The sequence below is a fragment of the Brevibacterium atlanticum genome (genome assembly GCF_011617245.1).
In the GTDB taxonomy this organism is placed as follows: Bacteria; Actinomycetota; Actinomycetes; order Actinomycetales; family Brevibacteriaceae; genus Brevibacterium; species Brevibacterium atlanticum.
This window is the reverse complement of the sequence record NZ_CP050152.1, coordinates 1,538,910-1,556,513: the sequence shown is the minus strand read 5'-3', so window position 1 is coordinate 1,556,513 and position 17,604 is coordinate 1,538,910. Positions and strand designations below refer to the sequence as shown.

The 17,604-nt window shown below is 65.6% G+C and carries 13 protein-coding genes; 7 read left to right on the top strand and 6 right to left on the bottom strand.

Annotation, left to right across the window (positions count from 1 at the left end; genetic code table 11):
• Positions 1-24: 24 nt before the first annotated feature.
• Positions 25-915, bottom strand: a complete 891-nt coding sequence (locus GUY23_RS06845; protein ID WP_166970870.1) for a universal stress protein — start codon at positions 913-915, stop codon at positions 25-27.
• Positions 912-2,390 carry an APC family permease gene (locus GUY23_RS06840; RefSeq protein ID WP_166970868.1) on the bottom strand — a complete coding sequence of 493 codons (1,479 nt, stop codon included), beginning with the start codon at positions 2,388-2,390 and terminating at the stop codon, positions 912-914. Before GUY23_RS06840 ends, GUY23_RS06845 begins: the two co-directional genes overlap by 4 nt.
• A gap of 375 nt (positions 2,391-2,765) precedes the next feature.
• On the opposite strand from GUY23_RS06840, the gene GUY23_RS06835 reads away from it, so the two are divergent.
• Both GUY23_RS06835 and GUY23_RS06830 read left to right on the top strand, forming a co-directional pair.
• Entirely contained in the window at positions 2,766-4,145 is a 1,380-nt protein-coding gene (locus GUY23_RS06835; RefSeq protein WP_166970866.1) for an MFS transporter, read from the top strand.
• Between the two features lie 156 nt (positions 4,146-4,301).
• Positions 4,302-5,468 (top strand): acyl-CoA dehydrogenase family protein, encoded by a 1,167-nt coding sequence (locus GUY23_RS06830; RefSeq protein ID WP_166970864.1) that lies wholly within the window; start codon positions 4,302-4,304, stop codon positions 5,466-5,468.
• 1 nt (position 5,469) lies between these two features.
• On the opposite strand, the gene GUY23_RS06825 is transcribed toward GUY23_RS06830, so the two are convergent.
• Positions 5,470-6,441 (bottom strand): NADPH:quinone oxidoreductase family protein, encoded by a 972-nt coding sequence (locus GUY23_RS06825; protein ID WP_166970862.1) that lies wholly within the window; start codon positions 6,439-6,441, stop codon positions 5,470-5,472.
• A 265-nt stretch (positions 6,442-6,706) separates the two neighbouring features.
• On the opposite strand from GUY23_RS06825, the gene GUY23_RS06820 reads away from it, so the two are divergent.
• The 5 genes from GUY23_RS06820 (at position 6,707) to GUY23_RS06800 (ending at position 13,401) form a co-directional block, all read left to right on the top strand.
• Positions 6,707-7,663 carry a phosphotransferase family protein gene (locus GUY23_RS06820; RefSeq protein WP_228282773.1) on the top strand — a complete coding sequence of 319 codons (957 nt, stop codon included), beginning with the start codon at positions 6,707-6,709 and terminating at the stop codon, positions 7,661-7,663.
• A complete protein-coding gene (locus GUY23_RS06815; RefSeq protein WP_166970858.1) occupies positions 7,660-8,457 on the top strand; it encodes an SDR family oxidoreductase in 798 nt (265 codons plus the stop codon). Before GUY23_RS06820 ends, GUY23_RS06815 begins: the two co-directional genes overlap by 4 nt.
• Before the next feature lie 9 nt (positions 8,458-8,466).
• Positions 8,467-9,672, top strand: coding sequence for an acyl-CoA dehydrogenase family protein (locus tag GUY23_RS06810; protein ID WP_166970856.1), 1,206 nt, complete (start codon positions 8,467-8,469; stop codon positions 9,670-9,672).
• Between the two features lie 91 nt (positions 9,673-9,763).
• A complete protein-coding gene (locus GUY23_RS06805) occupies positions 9,764-11,473 on the top strand; it encodes a class I adenylate-forming enzyme family protein (RefSeq protein WP_166970854.1) in 1,710 nt (569 codons plus the stop codon).
• A gap of 221 nt (positions 11,474-11,694) precedes the next feature.
• On the top strand, positions 11,695-13,401 hold the full coding sequence (locus tag GUY23_RS06800) for a class I adenylate-forming enzyme family protein (protein WP_166975741.1): 1,707 nt from the start codon (positions 11,695-11,697) through the stop codon (positions 13,399-13,401).
• 16 nt (positions 13,402-13,417) lie between these two features.
• On the opposite strand, the gene GUY23_RS06795 is transcribed toward GUY23_RS06800, so the two are convergent.
• From GUY23_RS06795 to GUY23_RS06785, 3 genes are all read right to left on the bottom strand, one after another.
• Entirely contained in the window at positions 13,418-13,651 is a 234-nt protein-coding gene (locus GUY23_RS06795) for a hypothetical protein (RefSeq protein ID WP_166970852.1), read from the bottom strand.
• Between the two features lie 95 nt (positions 13,652-13,746).
• A complete protein-coding gene (locus GUY23_RS06790; RefSeq protein ID WP_166970849.1) occupies positions 13,747-16,398 on the bottom strand; it encodes an AAA family ATPase in 2,652 nt (883 codons plus the stop codon).
• The gene (locus GUY23_RS06785) at positions 16,395-17,528 is read right to left on the bottom strand and encodes a metallophosphoesterase family protein (RefSeq protein WP_166970847.1); all 1,134 of its coding nucleotides are present in this window, start codon (positions 17,526-17,528) and stop codon (positions 16,395-16,397) included. The genes GUY23_RS06790 and GUY23_RS06785 overlap by 4 nt, the downstream gene beginning before the upstream one ends.
• Positions 17,529-17,604: the final 76 nt, after the last annotated feature.

Below are 17,604 nucleotides of genomic sequence, written 5' to 3'. Positions count from 1 at the left end.
TTCCCCAGTCGCCCCGGCCCGACGTCACCGTCTGGGTCGCGGCAACATGACCATCGGCACCGGCGAGTGCCGCATGATATGTGTGGCCGTGGATCCGAGGAACACTCCATGCAGCGCGGATTCGCTCGATCCGACGACGAGGACGTCACCGTCCTGCCAGTCGAAGTCACTGACCGCCGCGGACCAGCGCTCCCCCGTGACGATCCCGGTCCCCGTGACCGTTGTCCCGGACTCGGCGTCCTTGAGTGCACTCACCACCGTCGCCTGCCCGTTCAGGACCTGCTCCTTCCACGTCGCGAACACACCCTGATCGCTGAAGGCCCCCAGGCCGCTGGGCCGCGACGGACGGACAGCGAACGTGACGACGTCGACTCCGACGCCCAACCACCGGGCCAGTCGCGCCACCGAGTCGTAATACCTCTCCGTGCGACGAGACGGGTCGACGGCGAAGACGAGACGCCTCACCTCGGTGCGGTCCGAGGAATAGCCACGCGGGACCAGCGCAATCGGCAACGGCGAAGAATGGACCAGCCGGTCCGTCGTGCTGCCGAGCACGATCCGACCCAGCGGACCGCGCACGGACGAGCCGGTGACGAGCACCTGCGCATTGCGGTCGACGGACTCGTCGTGGAGCACCCGGGTCACCGACCGACCGGATCGGATGACCACCTCGGCGCTGACATCATCGGGCACAGCCGCCTTCGCATTCTCGACGGCCTGAGCCGTCATGGACCTGATCTCCTTCTTCCAGTCGTCCGAAACGCCTGAGAAGTCCGACATCTGGGCAGCCGAGAAGCGGTCCTGGACGACGCAGCAGAGGATGAGCGGCTCGTTCGAGGTGCGAGCGAGGTCGGCGCCGAACCTCACGCTCGCTCGGCTCTTCGTGTCGACGCCGAATCCGACGAGAACGCTCATTTCGCGGCTCCTTCCTCGCGCTCCCTCCGTGCCAGGCGGGACTTCCTGTTTCCGTAGGCGAAGTAGACGACGAAACCGAGCAGCAGCCACACGAGGAACCGCAGCCAGGTCTCGACCGCGAGGCTGGCCATCAGCCCGAGGCAGGAGATCACGGACACGACCGGCAGGAACGGCACCCATGGGGTCCGGAAGGGCCGTTTCATGTTCGGTGAGGTCTTGCGCAGGACGATGACGGCGATCGAGACGACGAGGAAGGCGAAGAGCGTACCGATGCTCACCATCTCCGCGAGCACCGAGATCGGCACCAGCCCGGAGAGCAGGACGACGGCACCGACCGTCAGACCGGTCATGAGGACCGGGGTGCCCCAGCGCGGGTGGATGCGGGAGAAGATCCCCGGCAGCAGTCCATCGCGGGAGAGCGCGAAGCCGATGCGGCCCATCGCGACGATGTCGACGAGGATGACCGAACTCAGCCCGGCGACCGCGGCGATGCCGATGAGGATCCCCGCCCAGCCGAGACCGTTCTGGGTGAACACATCGGCCACAGCGTCGCCTTCGGACAGTTTCGAGTAGTGGACCATACCGGTGACGACGAGGCAGACACCGACGTAGAGGAGCGTGCAGATGGCAAGGGTGCCGAGCAGCCCCATCGGCATGTCGCGCGACGGCTTCTTCGTCTCCTCGCCGAGGTTGGCGATCGCTTCGAACCCCGAATACGCGAAGAAGACGACGGCGGCGGCGACGAAGATGCCGACGACGCCGAAGCTCGAGGGTTCGATACCGGTCACCCACTGCCACAGCGGAGCCTGCAGGCCCGAAGCGGTTCCTTCCTCGACGGGTTTCGCCGGCGGAATGAACGGCACGAGGTTGGCCGTCTTGATGTAGAAGACACCGACGACGATGACGAAGACGCAGATGAGGACCTTGATGACGACAAGACCATTCGTCACCCACTTCGATTCGCGGATGCCGCGCATCGCCACCCAACCGAGGACGAGGGAGATGAAGATGGCGCCGAAGTTGACGATCGACCCCTCTTCGGCAAACCACTGCGAAGGCAGATCGAAGACGCCGGCGATATATCCCGACCACCCTCTGGCCACGACCGAGGCCCCGAGGGCGAATTCGAGGATGAGGTCCCACGCGATGATCCAGGCGAAGATCTCACCGATCGTCGAGTAGGCATAGGTGTACGAGCTGCCCGCGGTCGGCACCGCAGCGGCGAGCTCGGCGTAGCACAGGGCCGCCAGCAGAGCCACGACGCCGGCGACGACGAAAGAGATCATCACGGCCGGCCCGGCGTGTTCCTTGGCTTCGAGACCGGTGAGGGTGAAGATCCCCGTGCCGATGACGATGCCGATGCCGAACCCGATGAGGTCCTTGGCGCCGAGATTCTTGCGCAGATGCTCTTTCGCATCGCCTTCGGCGTCCTGGTTGATGACGTCGTCGACGCTCTTCTTCCTCAGCACTCCCATGAGTGGTCCTCCTTGTGACGGTGACATCTGCTGCCGGGTCGAGCATGCTCCAGATCACATATGCGGCACATTACCACCGCCGCCGGGCATTGGGAGGACGAAACGTTGAGCAGTGAAGGGACGAGACGTCGACTGTCAACCGACTCGAGATAACGATATCTGGAGCATCTCCTGTGAATGGAACCCTGCCGGAATGAACCCTGCCTACAAATCATCACTGCAGGTGAGAGACCTAGCATCCAAGAACATCTGAAGTGACACGCCGAGGGTTTGACACGCTTCCGGCTTTGAAACGTTCAGTGAATGCTCGTAGCGTGACAACGCACTTCTATTGCAGGGCCTCCTGCTCGGCGGCCCGCACGAACGGAGGAGAACGTGAGCAACTCCAATACCCACGGTGCACAGGCACCGGCATCCCCAAAGGAACCCGACCTCAAGACCGTCCGCAAGGCCGTCGCCGCCTCGGCGGTCGGCAATGCGACCGAATGGTTCGACTACGGCCTCTATGCCGTCTCGGTCACTTACCTCGCCCAGCATTTCTTCCCCGGCGAGCATGCCCAACTCATGGCGCTGCTGGTCTTCGCCGTGTCCTTCATCTTCCGACCCCTCGGCGGAATCGTCTGGGGCCCGATGGGTGACCGCCTCGGTCGCAAGCGCGTACTGGCGCTGACGATCCTGCTCATGGCCGGCTCTACCTTCTGCATCGCGCTGCTGCCCAGCTACGCCACCATCGGCATCGCAGCACCCATCATTCTCGTCACCCTCCGAGTCATTCAGGGCTTCTCCTCGGGCGGTGAGTACGGCGGCGCGGCGACCTTCATGGCCGAATATGCCCCCGACAATCGCCGCGGATTCTTCGGCAGCTTCCTCGAATTCGGCACTCTGGCCGGTATGGCCGCGGGTTCCCTCTTCGTCCTCCTCCTCCAACTCGGTCTCGGCGAGCAGACGATGACGGACTGGGCATGGAGGATTCCGTTCGTCTTCGCCGGCGTCCTCGGCGTCGTCGGCCTCTACCTGCGGAACCAGCTCGACGAGTCGCCCGTCTACGAAGAACTCGATGACGAAGGTCAGGACAAGTCGGTGGGCGAAGTCTTCAAGACTCTCTTCGTCCATTACTGGAAGCAGCTGCTCATCCTCGGCGGCATGGTCGTCGCAGTCAATGTCGTCAACTACACGCTCCTGTCCTACATGCCCACCTACCTGCAGGACCCGGTCGGCATGAGCCCGAACGCCTCTCTGACCGTGATGTTCCTGGCGCAGGCATTCATGATGATCCTCATTCCCTTCGGCGGGATACTCTCGGACAAGGTGGGTCGCAAACCCGTCTGGTACTTCTCGCTCATCGGGCTCTTCGTCGCAGCGATCCCGATGTTCATGCTCATGGCCAACGGATTCATCTGGGCTCTCATCGGCCTCGCCGTGCTCGGCATCCTCTACATTCCGCAGATCTCGACGATCTCGGCGACCTTCCCGGCGATGTTCCCCGGCCCGGTGCGCTTCGCCGGCTTCGCGATCTCCTACAACGTCTCGACCGCGGTCTTCGGCGGCACCGCTCCATCGATCAGCGAAGGCCTCATCGACGCGACGGGCAACACCATCATCCCCGCTTACCTCGTGATGGCCTCGTGCGTGATCGGCTTCATCGCAGCCATCTTCATGAAGGAGACCAAGGGCGCGTCACTGCGCGGAGCGGGTCTACCCGAGGAGGGTGCCGACGTGGTGATGGACGACACCGACCTCGTCAGCGATAAGTAGCCCCGCACGCGATCATTCTTCGGCCACCAGCCCTGATACTCCCCGATCGGGTCCACCGTCTCACGGTGGACCCGATCGGTCTTGACGGGCCCGTTCCCACGTGAAAATCTGAACGAACGATCAGCATGTGCCACGAACCGTTGAGAGGATGCCCGCGTGAAGAGAGCTCTGTACACCGACGACCATGAGGCGTTCCGAGGCACCGTCGCCGCCTTCCTCGACCGTGAGGTGGTCCCTCACCTCGAGGAATGGGAGGAGGACCACCTCGTCGATCGGCAGATGTGGCGCAAGGCGGCACAGACCGGGATCATCGGTCTCGCGATTCCCGAGGAGTTCGGTGGTGCAGGCGTCTGCGACTTCCGCTTCGAGATGGTCCGCAGCGAGGAGATCGCCCGCCGAGGTGTCGCTTCGGCGACGAGCGGGTGGGGAGTCTCGGACGGCATCGTCCCCGGCTATCTGCTGTCCTTCGGAACGCAGGCGCAGAAGGCGAAGTACCTCACCGGCCTGGCCTCGGGAGAGATGATCGGGGCGATCGCGATGACCGAGCCGAATGCCGGCTCGGACCTCCAGGGCATCACCACCAAGGCCGTGCGCGACGGCGAGGACTGGGTGATCAACGGGACGAAGACCTTCATCACCAACGGTGTCCACTGCGATTTCGTCATAGTCGTCGCCCGCACGAACCCCGATGCGAAGCCTTCGCGCGGCACCTCGCTGTTCATCGTCGATGCCGATGCCCCGGGCTTCGAGCGCGGGCGACCGCTGAAGAAGCTCGGCATGGATGCCCAGGACACCGCGGAGCTCTCATTCTCCGATGTTCGGGTTCCCGCCGACGCCCTGCTCGGCGAGCTCGACAGTGGCTTCATCCACCTCATGGTCAATCTGCCCACGGAGCGCCTGCTCATCGGCTCCGGAACCCTCGCCGGTGCGCGGGCGGCTCTCGAGTGGACGGCCGACTACGTGTTCGAACGCCCCGCCTTCGGGCAGACCATCGGCGATTTCCAGAACACTCGCTTCGAACTCGCGGAACTCGAGACCCGCGTCGACGCCCTCGAGGCCTTCATCGACCGCTGCGCGCTGGCACTCAACGCCGGCGAACTCACCGCCGTCGACGCCGCCAAGGCCAAGTACCTCGGCTCGGACCTCGAGATCGAGGTCGTCAACCGGTGTCTGCAGCTCTTCGGCGGATATGGCTACATGCTCGAATATCCGATCGCCCGAGCTTTCAAGGACAACCGCATCCAAGCGATCTTCGGCGGCGCCAACGAAGTGATGAAGGACCTCATCGGCCGCGACATCGCCGGCCGCCACCGGCCCCGCTGACTCACTCGCCGGCGACCTCGAGGAGCACCTTGCCCATGACGGTGCGCTCGTCGAGTTCCTTGATCGCCGCAGCGGCCTTCGCCAGCGGGTAGGTCGCATGGATGCGCGGATCGAGTCGGCCGGCAGCCACATGTTCGCGCACAGCCGCCCACTGCCGGGCAATGAAGTTCGGGTCGCCGTGAGTGGCAGCGCCCCACGCGACACCGTCGACGGAGATGTTCTTCAGCAGCAGGCGATTGACGCGAATCGAGGGGATCTCGCCCGCGGTGAAGCCGAGGACGAGAAGCCGACCGAAGGGAGCGAGCACACGTGTGGAGTCGGTGAAGCGGTCACCGCCGACAGGGTCGAAGACATAGTCCACACCGCCGGGCAGGATCTCCTTGACCGCGTCCTTGAACCCTTCGGCGAAGACGACGTGTCGGGCTCCGAGCTCGCGGACGACCTCGGCCTTAGCCTCGGTGGACACGACCGCGATGACGGTCAGGCCCATCGCCGCACCGAGCTGCACGCTGGCCGAACCGAGACCGCCGGCGGCACCGTGGACGAGCAGGCTCTGCCCCGGCTGGGCGTTCGCCCGCAGCCGCAGCGCGAAGTCGGCGGTGAGCACGTTCATCGGCATACCCGCTCCGGAGGCGAGGCTCACTTCGTCGGGCAGCGGCATCACCTGCGTCTCGTCGGCGACGAGGCACTCGGCGAAGGTGCCCACCCCGGTGATCGCAGCCACGCGGTCACCGACGGCGAAACGCGAGCCCGGGCCCGCCTCGACGACGATGCCGGACGCCTCCGAACCGAGGACGAAGGGCAGTTCGTGCTTCGTCTGATACAGCCCGCGGGTCTGCAGCAGCTCGGGGAAGGTCACACCGGCGTAGGCGACCTCGATGAGGACCTGCCCCTCCCCCGGTACGGGTCGGTCCACCTCGGCGATCTCGACATCATCGGGGCCGGTCAGGGCGGTGACATGAACAGCTTTCATCGGGTCCTCACTTCGCTGTGTTCTGTTCTTCTCGGCCGCACTCATGCGTCTGTCCTCAGACGCTTCCGCGCGTCGGCGCGGCCTGTCCAGACGTATCACATTCCGGCAGTGACCGCGGTCACTTCTTCGGCTTGACTCACACGCCTTGGTTGAATACTGTAAACGAAACTGAACGATTGTTCACTCGGGAGGGTCACCGTTGACACATCCACCGGCAGGTTTCGACACCGCATCCATCGGGCGATGGATCTCACAGCGATTCGGGGTGAGCGACTTCGACGTCGAGGTCATGTCGATCGGCCGGTCGAATCTCACCTTCACGATCACCGTCGACGGCCGACCACGCTGGGTGCTGCGCCGCCCACCGCTGGGACATGAGGGTGGCAGCGCCCACAACGTCGCCCGTGAGGGCAGGATCATGGCTGCGCTCACCGACAGTGCCGTGCCCGTGCCGACGGTCCTCGACATCGTCGACGACCCCGAGGTCCTCGATGTGCCCTTCGTGTTCATGGACCACTGCCCCGGCTTCGCGATCAACACTCCGTCGGACTGGGCGTCGATCCCCGATGAGTCGAAGGCCGACTGCGCCTTCGGCATGATCGATGCCCTCGCAGCCATCCACGCAGTCGACATCGACGCGGTCGGCCTCGGCGATCTGCGCAGGCCGGGCGGACTCATCGAACGGCAGCTGCGACGCTGGCTCGGCCAGGTCGAACAGATCTCCACGCGTGAGACACCGATGATCCACGAGGTCCACGACGTGCTCCTGGAGTCGATGCCCGACCCGGCGGGCAGTCCCATCGGACTCGCACATGGCGACTTCAAACCGAACAACATGATCTTCGCGCCCAGAGGCGGGCTCAATGCCGTCGTCGACTGGGAACTCACCGCCGTCGGCGAGGCGCTCACCGACCTCGGCTACTTCATCGCGATGCTCACAGTGCCCGAGGAGTACACGAGCATCTGGGTGCCGACACCGGCGGACGGCTTCCCCGACACCGAGGCGCTCATCGACCGCTACCAGAAGGTCAGCGGACACGAAGTCCACGACGTCGGCTACTACTCGGCGTTCGCGATGTGGAAGCTCGCCTGCATCCGCGAAGGCGTCTATACCCGGCTGAAGACCGGCCAGATGGGCGATCTCGACCTCGACCCGGAGGTCGCCGGCGAGGGCGTGGAAGACCTCGCCGGTCAGGCCCTGACTCTGCTGGAGAGATCATGAGCACACCACGCTTCGACGGCGCACGAGCCATCGTCACGGGCGCCGCCGGCGGAATCGGGGCGGCCCTGGCCGCCGAGCTGCTCGGCCGCGGCGCCTCCGTCGTCCTCGCCGACCTCGATCCGGCCGTCACCGACACCGCCTCCCACCTCGGCGATCGCGCCCACGCATGGGTCGGTGACGTCTCCACGGTCGACGGCATCGGCGAACTCATCGCGTTGGCCGACGACCGCCTCGGCGGGGTCGATCTCTACTTCGCCAACGCCGGCATCATCGGTCCGGCCATGCTCGGGGACTCCGATGCGGACTGGGATCCGATCATCGACGTCAACATGCGCGCCCACATCCGCGCAGCCCAGGTACTCGTCCCCCGCTGGCAGGAGGCCGGTTCCGGGCATTTCGTCGCCACCGCCTCGGCGGCGGGCCTGCTCACGCAGATCGGGTCGGCAGCCTACTCGGTGACCAAGCACGCCTCGGTCGGCTTCGCCGAATGGCTGGCCATGACGTATCGGGGCGACGGGATCCGCGCCTCGGTGATCTGCCCGATGGGGGTCAACACCGCACTGCTCGATTCCGCCGGAGACGAAGGCGGTGCCGCACAGCGGGCGGTCACCGAGGCCGGGACCGTTCTCGAACCCGAACAGGTCGCCGTCATCGTCCTCGACGCCGTCGAGCGGGACGAGTTCCTCATCCTTCCCCACCCCGAGGTGCTCGAGATGTACCGCATGAAAGGCAGCGACTACGAGCGCTGGCTGCGGGGAATGTCCCGCTATCAGTCCCGATTGAACGAGAGTTGAGGAGTCAACGTGTTGGAGACCACCGAACGCGGACGCGAATACCAGGAGCGGCTGACTGCCTTCATGGACGAGTTCGTCTATCCGGCAGAATCCGTCTACCACGACCAGATGGCCGCGGCGGCGAGCCCGCACACCCAACCGCAGATCCTCGAAGATCTCAAGGCCGAGGCGAAGAAGCGGGGCCTGTGGAACCTCTTCCACCCGCATCCCGACTGGGGACCGGGCCTGACGAACCTCGAATATGCGCCGCTGGCCGAGATCACCGGGCGCAGCATCGAGATCGCCCCCGAGGCGATCAACTGCAACGCCCCGGACACGGGCAATATGGAGGTCTTCACGCTCTTCGGCACCGATGAGCACAAGGAGACGTACCTCCGCCCGCTGCTCGAAGGCACGATGGCCTCGGCCTTCGCCATGACCGAACCGGCCGTGGCCAGCTCCGACGCCACGAACGTCGAGATGCGCATGGAACGCACCGACGAGGGATTCCTGCTCAACGGCCGCAAATGGTTCGCCTCGAACGGCATGCACCCGAACTGCCGCGTGCTCATCGTCATGGGCAAGACCGATCCCACCGCCGAGGTGCACCGGCAGCAGTCGATGCTCGTCGTCCCCATCGACGCCCCCGGTCTCACCGTGGTCCGCAACCTTCCCGTCTTCGGCTACGCCGACCGGGAAGGACACGCCGAAATCGTCTTCGAGAACGTGCTCGTCCCGTTCAAGGACATCCTCAAGGGCGAAGGCGAAGGCTTCGCGATCAGCCAGGCCCGGCTGGGACCCGGCCGCATCCACCACTGCATGCGCGCCATCGGAGCCGCCGAACGGGCGCTCGAGCTCATGGTCAAGCGCGCCGAGTCGCGCGTGACCTTCGGTGAGAAGCTCTCGAATCGGTCGAACATCCAGGACTGGATCGCCGAATCCCGGATCGAGATCGACCAGGCCCGCCTGCTCACCCTGCATGCCGCGGACATGATGGACAAGTACGGCAACAAGGTCGCGAAGAACGAGATCGCCGAGATCAAGGTCGTCGCCCCGTCGATGGCGCTCAAGGTCATCGATCGGGCGATTCAGGTCCACGGCGGCGGCGGAGTCACCGACGACTTCCCGTTGGCCCGGCTCTGGGCGCATATGCGCACCCTGCGGCTGGCTGACGGACCCGATGAGGTGCACAAACGCTCCATCGCCCGCAACGAGATCAAGAAGCACCGAGGCTGAGCCCTCAGCCGTGTCCCGCGGGGACTCGGCACCCATCCGGCCGAGACCGTCTCAGAGGTCTCGGCCGGGAACTGATCTGAAAGGATGTTCGATGACGAACAGCTGGTATGACACTCGTCCCTGGATCACGACGCTGGGCGATCTCGCCCAGGAGCCCTATGTCCTGCCCGACTCGACGCCGCTGGACGATCTTGCCGCGACCGTCGCTGCCTGCGGTGACGAAGAGGCCTTCAGCTACTACGGGTTCCGGCTGACCTGGGCCGAATTCGATCGGCGGACGACGGCGTTCGCGGCGTTCCTCTCCACCCGCGGAATCGCGCCCGGGGCTCGCGTAGGCATCTATGACCAGAACACCCCGGCCTTCGTCATTGCGACCTATGCCATCTGGAAGGCCGGCGGAGCGGTAGTGCCGCTCAATCCGATGTATCGCGGCGAACTCGAGCACATCTTCGCGGACTCGGAGATCAGCGGACTCATCGTGTCGAAGGCTGCGTATCTCGATCGGGTCAAGGACTATGCCAGCGGTCTGCCGCTCGTCGTCCTCAGCGACGATCGCAGTTTCCAGAAGCACGGCCCGGACGCGATCTTCTCGATGTTCGCCGAGCTTCCGGACGTCCCTGATCTGCCCGATTTCGAGGCAGCCGTCGAGGACCATCTCGACACCGACTTCACACCTCACTCCCCCACACCGTCCGACCTCGCTCTCATCGCCTACACCTCGGGCACCTCGGGGCGGTCGAAGGGTGCGGCGGCGACGCATGCGAACATCTCGAGCAATTCGCGCTACTGTCTGCGCAACCCCGAGCTCGGTCCCGGCGACGGCTACCTCACCCTTGCCCCGCTGTTCCACATCACCGGCTTCATCTGCCAGTTCCTCGCCTCGGTCGCCGGTGGCGCCAGGCTCATCCTCAACTACCGGTTCGAACCCGGTTCGTTCATCGCCCTGTGTGCTGCGGAGAAACCCGCCTATATGGCCGGACCCGCCACGGTCTACACCGCCCTGATGGCGCATCCGGACTTCGACCCGGAGAAGTTCTCCTCGTTCAAGTCGATGATGTCCGGCGGGGCTCCCCTGCCGGAGGGGCTGGTCAACAAGTTCGAGGAACGCGCGCACATCTACGTCGGTCAGGGATACGGCCTGTCCGAGACGTGCGCTCAAGTCGCGACCGTGCCGCACGGGTTCAACGCTCCCGTCGACCCCGACAGCGGCAACCTCGCCTGCGGCCTGCCCCAGCCCGACGTCCTCATCCGCATCCTCGATGACGATGGTGAGCCCGTGGGCCCCGGCGAGGTGGGTGAGGTCGCGATCTCCGGACCGCAGGTGGTCTCGAGCTACCTCAACAATCCTGAGGCGACGGCCGCGCAGATCCCCGATGGCGAACTGCACACCGGGGACGTCGGGTTCATGCGTGAGGACGGGTGGCTGTTCATCGTCGATCGCAAGAAGGACATGATCAACGCCTCCGGGTTCAAGGTCTGGCCGCGCGAGGTCGAGGACGTCCTCTACACGCATCCGGCGATTCAGGAGGCCGCGGTCGTCGGCATTCCCGATGACTACCGCGGCGAGGACGTCGCCGCGTTCGTCACTCTCCAACCCGGCGCCGAGGCGACTCCTGAGGAGATCATCGCCTTCTGCCGTGAGCGTCTGGCCTCCTATAAGGCACCGCACCAGGTGACGTTCATCGACCAGCTGCCGAAGACGAGTTCGGGCAAGATCCTGCGCCGCACGATCCGTGCTGACGCCGTCGAGGCAGCGCAGGCGGCACGCGAGGAAGCACAGGGAGCCGCTGGGTCTCACTGAGGGAGGCTCTGACCGCTGTCGCTTCGGTCTGGGGCCGCTCGCCGCAACTTGCTGTCCAAAACCACATGCGAGTCAATCAGCAGATGCGACTGGCAGGACCGCTGAGACTCGCTGGTCGATCGTTCGATTGCTGTCTGGGGTGTGGAAGAGTAGCGTGTCCCCGTGCGGGGACGGAGTGAGTCCCTGAGAAGTGAACAGCGCGAAGAAAGCACGTGGTGAGCATGGGTGACTGGTTCGAATCACGACCGTGGATGGCGACCTGGGGCGATGCGGCTCCGCAGCCGAATGTTCTGGAACCGTCGACGACCGTGGCCGACCTGGCCGCAACGGTCCGGGCACACGGCGAGGCCACGGCGATCAGCTACTACGGTTTCTCGCTCACGTGGACCGAGTTCGACCGCTGGAGCAACGCCTTTGCCTCATTTCTCGTAGCTAATGGGGTCACTCGCGGTGATCGCATCGGCATCTATGACCAGAACACTCCGGCGTTCGTCATCGCGAGCTACGGGATCTGGAAGGCCGGCGGCGCGGTCGTGCCGCTCAATCCGATGTATCGCGGCGAACTCGTGCATATCTTCGACACCGCCGAGGTCAAGGGCATCATCGTCTCGAAGGCGGCCTACCTCGACCGGGTGCAGCCCTTTGCCGAGTCCTTGCCGCTCGTCGTCCTCAGCAATGATGGTGATTTTCAGGTCGAGGGACCGGATTCGATCTTCTCCGCGTTCGCGGATCTGCCGCCCGTCCCCGATGCCTTCGACTTCCGCAGCGTCGTCGCGGAGCACCTCGATAACGGGTTCACTCCTGACCGGCCCGCTCCCGAGGACACGGCTCTCGTCGTGTTCACCTCGGGCACCTCGGGGAAGTCGAAAGGGGCGATGGCCACTCACGCGAATGTGTCGAACAACGCGCGCCAGGCGGTGCGCACCTCGTCTTTCACCCCTGGTGAGGGGTATGCGACGCTCGCTCCGCTCTTCCACATCACCGGATTCGTCAGTCAGTTCGTGGCTGCCGTCGCCGGTGGTGCGCGGCTCGTCCTCAACTACCGTTTCCAGCCGGGTCCGATGTTGGAGCTGTGCCGCCGCGAACGTCCGGCGTATATGGTCGGCCCTGCCACCGTCTACACGGCGATGCTCGCCCACACTGATTTCACCGAGGATCATTTCTCCTCGTTCAAACGCCTCAAGTCCGGTGGAGCTCCCCTGCCCGAGGGCCTCGTCGATCGGTTCGAAGAGAAGACCGGAATCTACCTCCAGCAGGGCTACGGGCTGACCGAGACCTGCGCGCAGGTCGCCTCGGTGCCGGCGGGGATGCGGGCACCGGTGGATGAGAACAGCGGCAACCTCTCCTGCGGTCTGCCCCAGGTCGACACGATGGTGCGCATCATCGACGGAACCGGTGCCTCGCTCGGTCCGGGCGAAGTCGGCGAGGTGGCCGTCTCCGGCCCGTCGGTCGTTCCCGCCTATCTCAACGACCCGGAGGCGACAGCCGCGCAGATCCCCGGCGGAGAACTCCGCACCGGCGATGTCGGGTTCATGGACGAAGACGGCTGGCTGTTCATCGTCGATCGGATGAAGGACATGATCAACGCCTCCGGCTTCAAGGTCTGGCCGCGTGAGGTCGAGGATGTTCTGTACACCCACCCTGCCATCGAAGAGGCTGCTGTCGTCGGCATCCCCGATGAGTACCGCGGCGAGGATGTCGTTGCGTTCGTCACCGTGCAGCCCGGCGCCGAGGTGGCACCGGAGGAGGTCATCGCCTACTGCCGTGAGCGTTTGGCCGCGTTCAAGGCACCGCATCACGTCACCGTGCTCGATCAGCTGCCGAAGACGACCTCGGGGAAGATCCTGCGCCGGACCATCCGTGAGGATGCCATCGATGCCGCCGAGGCGGCGCGGAAGGCGGCGCAGGGGGCAGTGGGCTCCGACTGACGAGTTTCGACGTCGGTCAGGGGATGCGAGAGGCCGGATATTTCTCGGCTGCGCTGCGGATCTCCGGGGTGAGATCCGCGTCGTCGACGATTCCCGCCATCTCCCATCGGCCGTGGACCGGACATCTCTGGAACCGGTCGGCACCGAAACGGATCGATGTGAACGACACCCGAGGGATCCAGCGTGTCCGGTAGTACCCGTCGCCTGAGCAGCGGACGATGACTTCGTCGGCATAGGTCTTCTCGCTCATATGCTCAGGTTAGCGCATGGTCACTTGCCGAACTGAGGCAAGGCGGGTCCGTTCGGTCGGGCACGCGCACGCCGGGGCACCCGCTTCCACTTCGCTCAGCCGAGGCTGACGGTGCGTGCTCCGCCGAGGCGGGCGAACCGGTCGGGCTGGCAGGTGAGCAGGATGACCTGCGCGTTGCGGCCGACATTGCCGAGGATGACGTTGAGCGCGGACAGACGCTTCTCATCGGCGAAGCCGAACGCGTCATCGAGGATCACCGGAGCACCCGAGGACTCATCGACGAGGGTGGCCACGGCGAGGCGTCCGATGAGAGCCAGCTGCTCCTTCGTTCCGCCCGAGAGCGATTCGAAGCTCACCGTGCGGCCGTCTAGCGTCCGGGAGACGATCTCGAGGTCTTCGGAGATCTCCACCGACAGCCCCTGACCGAAGATCACCCGTCCGAGCCGTTCGATCTGCTCCTTGAACGGAGCGACGTACTGTCGCTGCGCTTCTTCCTTGTGAGCGAGCACGGTCTCACGCAGCAGGCGGATCGCCTCCGCCTGCCGGCGCAGTCGTGCCAACCGTGAGCGCTGCGAATCCAGGGTCTCCTCCGCAGCCTTGAGCCTGTCGTAGATGCCCTCTGCCGCCCGGTCGTCGATGAGCGCCGAGAGCCGATCGACCTCCTGCCGACCGGTCTCCTGCTCCTGCTGTTTGCTGTCGAGGAGCTGGAGGGCGTTCTGCAGCCGCATCTCCAGGGTCTCGGGGTCGGCGGCCTCATAGCGAGCCCGAGCCGTTTCGACCTCTCCCTCACGTTTCTGAGTCTGTTCCCGCGCATCGGCGTGTGCGTCCTTCAGCGCCTCATCGGAGTGAGCGTCCCGATCGGCCGCCAGTCGGGCAGATAGGTTCGTCCATGTCGTCATCGCCTGCTCGTGCTGAGCCTGCGCTCGGACCGAGGCGACCCGCGCCTCATCCCGGTCGGTGCGGGTACGCTCGAGTGCGGCGCGGGCCTTGTCGACGGCATCCTGTGCGGAGTCGACGGCTGCCGTGGTCGTGTCGACTCTCGCTTCGAGCTCGTCGATCGTCGTCGCATCGACCTCGTCGGCCTCGGCGACCTCTTCGGTCTCGGACCCAACGTCGCTTCCCGCGGGCTCTCCCGCTTCGACGATGAGCTGTTCGGCTCGGGACAGCGCCGCGTCGAGCCGGTCGCGGTCGTCGTCACCGATGAGCGCCCGCAGCGTCGAGTTCGCCTCGGCCAGCAGCGCTTCGGCATTCGTGCGCACCTCGGCACGCTCACGCGCATGATCGAGCGAATCGACGCCGAGTCGTTCGAGCTCGGCGTCGAGTTCGCTGCGTGCCCGGTCGACGGCGCGGTCGAGTTCGGCTGGGGACTGTCCCGGCCGAACCGTGATGTCGACGACGGAATCGATGACGATGCTCGTGTCCTTGACGACGGCGAACTCGGCATCGGTGTCGTCCGAGAGCGCGGTTCCGTCGATCCTGACGTCGGTGTCCCCGAGTCGCCTGGCGATGATGTGCGCGGCCGCGGCGGTCTTCGCCTTCTCTGCGATGCGCACCTCGGTGACGAGGCCGCCGAGGTGGTCGACGTCCTTCGCCGTCACGGTGATCGACCCGATCGTCGCCCTCGCGTCGGCGACTCTGCCCTCCTGTTCGCGGATGCTCGCCAACCGCCTGCGCAGTTCGCTGACCTCACGGCGTGCGCGGGCATGAGCGAGGCTCGCGGATGCCGCCTTCGCTTCGGTCCGCGCGGTCTCGAGTTCGGCCTGCCTGGCGTCGAGGTCCTGCTGCGCTCGGGCGAAGGCCGCATCCTGATCGCGTTCGGTCTGTATGACGGTCTCCCGGCTCGCTGCCGCCTCTTTCACCGCCGCGTCGGCGAAGGTCGTCTCGGCGATGAGCCGACTGCGACGGTCATGGGCCTCTGCTGCCCGCTCCTCTTCGCGTTTCGCGGATTCGGCCGCCTCGGCGGCACGGTCGAGTTCGGCTTTGAGCCCGGACACGGCCTTCGCCGCCTCTTCAGCTTCCTCACGTTCGGTCACGGCCGCGGTCAGCTGATCGCGGACGGTCTCCAGGCGGTCGGCGGCTCGAGCGTGCCGTTCGACGAGTGCGTCCATGTCCCTGCTGCGCTCGTCGAGGGTCCGGTGGCGCTCTTCGGCGGCCGGGAGCTCTTCGGCGAGCTTCTTCAGCTCTCCGGTCTCCTTGCCCTTTGCCGTGAAGAATTTGAGGTATTCGCCCTCGACCCGGTCGAGGAAGGCATCGTGATCGGCCGGGACCTCCCCCGATGCATTGAGCGCGCCGTGCAGCGCTTTGATCTCGGCCAGCGATGCTTGGGCGAGACTTCGGCCCTGGGCGACGTCGAGGGCATCGAGGAGGTCGACGTCGACGGTTTCGTCGAGGAGAGACAGGAAGCGCTCATGGGCCTCATCGCCGCTGAGCTGCTCGGGCACCGGTGCCAGGATGCGCAGTTCGGTGAAGGGCTGCTTGAGCCAGCGTTTGCTGTAGCGGACCTCGTAGCCGCCAGTGCTCAAGTGCAGTTCCACCTGGGGACCGACATCGGAGCCGACCGGCTGAGTGTCCTTGACGCTGGCCTTCCGGGAGCTCGCTTTGTCCTCGCGCAACTGGGTGATGGCCTGGTGGATCGAAGACTTGCCGATCTCGTTCGGACCTTCGACGACCGTCACGCCGGGACCGAACTCGACGGTGGACTCGGTGATGCCCTTGTAGTCGGTGAGGGTGATCGAGTGGAGTCTCATGAGGTGCTCCTGGCGAATCGGTAGAGCAGGCCGAGGGCGTCCTGGGCCGCGATCGCGGTGTCGTCCTCGGCCGCGGCGCGTGCGGAGAGGTCGTCGAGGGTCTCCTGCAGATACCCGCTCAGACCGAGATCGGCGAAGTCCTCATCGGCGGCGATGACCGCGAGGTCCATGTGCCGCTCCCAGAGGGAGACGAGGGCGAACAGGTCGGTGAAATGGTCGAGGAGCTCATCGAGTCGGGCCTTCGCCGCCGTCGGCAGGGTGCCGCGGAGGATGAGCCAGACCGCGGTGCGGTCCTTGTCCGCCACGGCGTTCATCCGCTGTTCGAACTCGTCGACGTCGGCGGCGGAGTTGAGGTCGGCCTCGATGACCGTGAAGGTCCAGGTGCCGAGGTGGATCTTCTCGACCGCGGCCGCATGGGTGTCGGCGTCGATGTCGACGAGCAGGACGTTGCCCGGATCGTCTTCCCGCCGAGAGGTGACCTCCGGTGCTCCCGGGTACCAGATCCGGTCGGCGACCTCGAAGGTGGCGTGCCTGTCTCCGAGGGCGACGAACTGGGCGCGGTCCTCGCGCAGCAGGGCCCTGAGGTTGTCGGTGTCGATCGTGGCCAACGATTCCCGGTCGGGGTCGAGGACGCTCACGGCACCGTGACCGGCGATGATGCGCACGGAACCGCGAGCCACCTCGGCGAGGTCGGTCGTCGCTGCGGCGACGAGATCACCCTGGGGATGCTTGGAGAACCAGGGGGCACCGACGATCTCGACCCCGGGGACGACTTCGAAAGGATCGCTGTTGCGGAGCACATGGACATGGTCGGGCACGCGCGAGGTGAACGCGGGTGAATCGTAGATCGATGCCGCGTCGAGGGGGTCATGGTTGCCCGGCAGCAGAACGACGGGGACGGTGATCGAGGCGAGCGCTTCGAAGGCGCGCGCGATGATGGCGCGGTCGAGCTGATTGGTCTCGAACACGTCTCCGCAGACGAGTACGAACTCCGCGTCCTGCTCCTTCGCAAGCTCGCCGATGCGGGAGACGACGTCGAGTCGGGCGCGGTGGAACCGGGGGCGAGCTTCCGGGCTGAGGTAGTGGGCCGTCATCCCCAGCTGCCAGTCCCCCGTGGCGATGAATCTCATCTGCTCCTCCTCATCTCTCTCCCATCCTACGGGCGAGTGACTACCGTATCGGCCGGTCATGACACACGTGAGGCAC

Excerpts from the sequence above, each read along its gene's own strand:
- GUY23_RS06845 (WP_166970870.1), bottom strand. The coding sequence starts at position 915 with ATGAGCGTTCTCGTCGGATTCGGCGTCGACACGAAGAGCCGAGCGAGC.
- GUY23_RS06840 (WP_166970868.1), bottom strand. The coding sequence starts at position 2,390 with ATGGGAGTGCTGAGGAAGAAGAGCGTCGACGACGTCATCAACCAGGAC.
- GUY23_RS06825 (WP_166970862.1), bottom strand. The coding sequence starts at position 6,441 with ATGAAAGCTGTTCATGTCACCGCCCTGACCGGCCCCGATGATGTCGAG.
- GUY23_RS06815 (WP_166970858.1), top strand. The coding sequence starts at position 7,660 with ATGAGCACACCACGCTTCGACGGCGCACGAGCCATCGTCACGGGCGCC.
- GUY23_RS06805 (WP_166970854.1), top strand. The coding sequence starts at position 9,764 with ATGACGAACAGCTGGTATGACACTCGTCCCTGGATCACGACGCTGGGC.
- GUY23_RS06800 (WP_166975741.1), top strand. The coding sequence starts at position 11,695 with ATGGGTGACTGGTTCGAATCACGACCGTGGATGGCGACCTGGGGCGAT.
- GUY23_RS06795 (WP_166970852.1), bottom strand. The coding sequence starts at position 13,651 with ATGAGCGAGAAGACCTATGCCGACGAAGTCATCGTCCGCTGCTCAGGC.
- GUY23_RS06790 (WP_166970849.1), bottom strand. The coding sequence starts at position 16,398 with ATGAGACTCCACTCGATCACCCTCACCGACTACAAGGGCATCACCGAG.
- GUY23_RS06785 (WP_166970847.1), bottom strand. The coding sequence starts at position 17,528 with ATGAGATTCATCGCCACGGGGGACTGGCAGCTGGGGATGACGGCCCAC.